At 68.0% G+C, this 2,918-nt stretch carries 1 protein-coding gene and 1 pseudogene; both read right to left on the bottom strand.

Features of this window, described 5'->3' with window-relative positions:
• Positions 1–345: 345 nt before the first annotated feature.
• Complete coding sequence (locus HC022_RS22975; protein WP_167453950.1) at positions 346–2,700, bottom strand: TRAP transporter large permease subunit; 2,355 nt, start codon at positions 2,698–2,700, stop codon at positions 346–348.
• A gap of 13 nt (positions 2,701–2,713) precedes the next feature.
• Positions 2,714–2,918, bottom strand: a pseudogene (locus tag HC022_RS22970) (C4-dicarboxylate ABC transporter permease); the annotation flags it as partial.

Below are 2,918 nucleotides of genomic sequence, written 5' to 3'. Positions count from 1 at the left end.
CGCCGCGAGTGCCGCCACACCCTCGGGCGGCAGGTACTCCCCCACCGGGGGCAGCCCCTGCGCACGGCCCAGCACCGCCACCGCCTGCCCGCGCCGCGCCAGCACGGCGGCGGCGGCCCAGCCGGCGATGCCGTCGCCGATCACGATGGTCTCAAACCTGCCGCCGGTCATGTTGCGCCCCTGCCCCAAAGCACTCTCCCCCGAGACCGGCTCCCCGCCGGTCCGTCAGGTGTACTCGCCCCGACGACGCCCGGCAAACGCGGCGGAGGCACCGGCCACCGCCCCCCCCGAAACGAAAGGAGCGGACCCGAGGGCCCGCTCCCGTCTCTTGCCGCTCCCCAGAGCTTACTTGGGGATCAGGTCCGGCACGATGGTCACGATGCCCGGTGCGAACCACAGCAGCGCAAGGCCCGCGACCTGGATCAGCACGAAGGGGATCACGCCCCGGTAGATGTGCCCGGTGGTCACCGAGGCCGGTGCCACGCCGCGCAGGTAGAACAGCGCGAAGCCGAAGGGCGGGGTCAGGAACGAGGTCTGCAGGTTCACCGCGATCATGATGGTCACCCACTTCGGATCGAAGGAGCCCCCGTAGATCACCGGACCGACGATCGGCACGACGATGTAGATGATCTCGAGAAAGTCCAGCACGAAGCCGAGGATGAAGAGCACCAGCATGACCACGAGGAAGACCTTGTGCTCGTTGTCGAAGCTCTGGAGGAACTGCTGGATGTAGTGCTCGCCCCCGAAGGAGATCACCACGAGGTTCAGCAGCTGCGAGGCCACGAGGATGGTGAAGACCATCGACGTCACCTTCGCCGTCTCCCGCACCGCCGGTCCGAGCACCCCCGCCTTGAGCAGCACCCAGCAGGCGAAGAACATGCCGAAGAGCGCGTAGAGATAGGCCGCCTGCGCCACGAGAAAGGCGATCCAGCTCTCGACCCCGGCGCTGCCCGAGTTCACCCGGAGGTCGAAGTTCACGCCCACGAGGATCATGATGACCACCGCGAAGGTCGACCACAGGATGATCCGCGGCGAGCGGTCGGTCTCGCGCAGCTTGCGGTAGGCCGCGAGCATGATGGCACCGGCAGCCCCAAGCGCCGCGGCGGGCGTCGGGTTGGTGATGCCGCCGAGGATCGAGCCCAGCACCGCGACGATCAGCACCAGCGGCGGGAAGACCACCCGGATGAGCTCGTTCCCGGCAAGGCGCTTCGCCGCGTGCGTCGCGCCGTAAAGCGCCAGCACCCATGGCACCGCCATCAGCACCACGGTCAGGCCCGGGGTGGTAAGCGGCCCGATGAAGAGGATGTCCACCACCAGACCCAGCGCCAGCCCCGCGGCTCCGATCAGGAGCGGCCGCGGCTCGGACGCGGGCGAGACCGCCCTGCCCCAGGCCAGCGTGATGCCTAGCATCACCGTGATGATCGCGATGCCGGTGCCGATCGGCGCGGCGTTGGCGATCTTGCTGGCGACGGCGGCGTTGATCTCGTCCTCGGAGAGGCGATGACCTTCCTCGACCCCGCCCGCGGCGTCGATCTCGGCCTGCTGGGCCACGGCGACGTCCCATGCGGACTGGCCGTGCAGCTCGATCATCGCGGCCTTGCACTCGGCGCCCACATTGGTGCGCAGGCTGGCGGTCTGGCCGCCTTCCGAGAAGCTCGAGACCACGGTCGACTGCGAGCCCACCATGTTGAGCTGGCCGAAGCCGATGGTCGCCACGATCAGCAACAGCGGCACGCCGAGGTACCAGGTGAAGGCCTCGCCCCTTGTCACGGGCTCGCCCATGCTGCCCTCGCTGCGCACCGGCGGTGCCTTGTGCGGGTTGAGCATGGCGAAGCCGAAGGCATAGGCGCCGTAGAGCATCGCCAGCAGGATACCGGGCAGCAGCGCCGCCTGGAACAGCGTGCCGACCGAGACCACCGCGGGCTCGCCCAGGTAGGTCAGCGCGTCGGTGCAGCCCAGCGACTGCGCGCGGGCTTCCTGCGCCGTCGAGTAGAGATCGCCCGCCAGCGTGCCCAGAAGCACGATGACGATGGACGGCGGGATGATCTGCCCCAGCGTGCCCGAGGCCGCGATGACGCCCGTCGCCAGCTCGGGCGAGTAGTTGTTGCGCAGCATCGTGGGCAGCGCCAGCAGGCCCATGGTCACCACGGTCGCGCCGACGATGCCGGTGGAGGCCGCGAGGAACGCGCCCACGACCACGATCGACACCGCGAGACCGCCCGGCAGGGGCCCGAACACCCGTGCCATGGTCTTGAGCAGGTCGTCGGCGATCTTGGAACGCTCGAGCACGATGCCCATCATCACGAACATCAGCACCGCGAGCAGCGTCTCGATGCTGGCGCCGGCGATGACGCGCTCGTTCACGCGGTTCACGATGAACGACACGTTGCGGTCGAGCGCCACTTCCCAGCCGCGGTCGAAGACCGGCATCGCGTAGCGTGGCAGGTCCGGGTAGCGGAAGATCGAGATCGTATCCTCGCGGATGCCGGTGGCGACCAGCGCCCGGTAGGCGTCGGACCCGGTGTCGATGGCCTGGTGGATCAGCAGGCCCGCGCTGTCGAGCGCCGCGATGATGGCGAAAGAGATCACCCCCGCGCCGCCGATGGCGAAGGCCACCGGGAAGCCCGAGAGAATGGCGGAGAAGAGTGTGAGAAAGACGATGATCAGGCCGATCTCTACGCCATCTAGTCCGAATAGCATGTGGTGGGTCCTCTCAGAATTCGGCGTGGTCGTAGGCTTCTTCGCCCGGCCCGAGGTTGTCGTGATCGTGATACTTGCCCTCGCTCTCGGGGCCTTCCTTCCACTCGAGGTACGAGCGCCAGAAGAACACGACCCCCTGCAGGAAGATGAAGCCGCACATCACGACGATGAGGATCTTGAAGAGGAAGTACGCCGAGAAGCTGTTGGGGTTGCAGTCG

The organism is Salipiger sp. HF18 (assembly GCF_011806505.1).
GTDB classification, from domain to species: Bacteria; Pseudomonadota; Alphaproteobacteria; order Rhodobacterales; family Rhodobacteraceae; genus Salipiger; species Salipiger thiooxidans.
The sequence above is the reverse complement of the archived record's forward strand: the minus strand, read 5'-3'. Positions and strand labels throughout refer to the sequence as shown.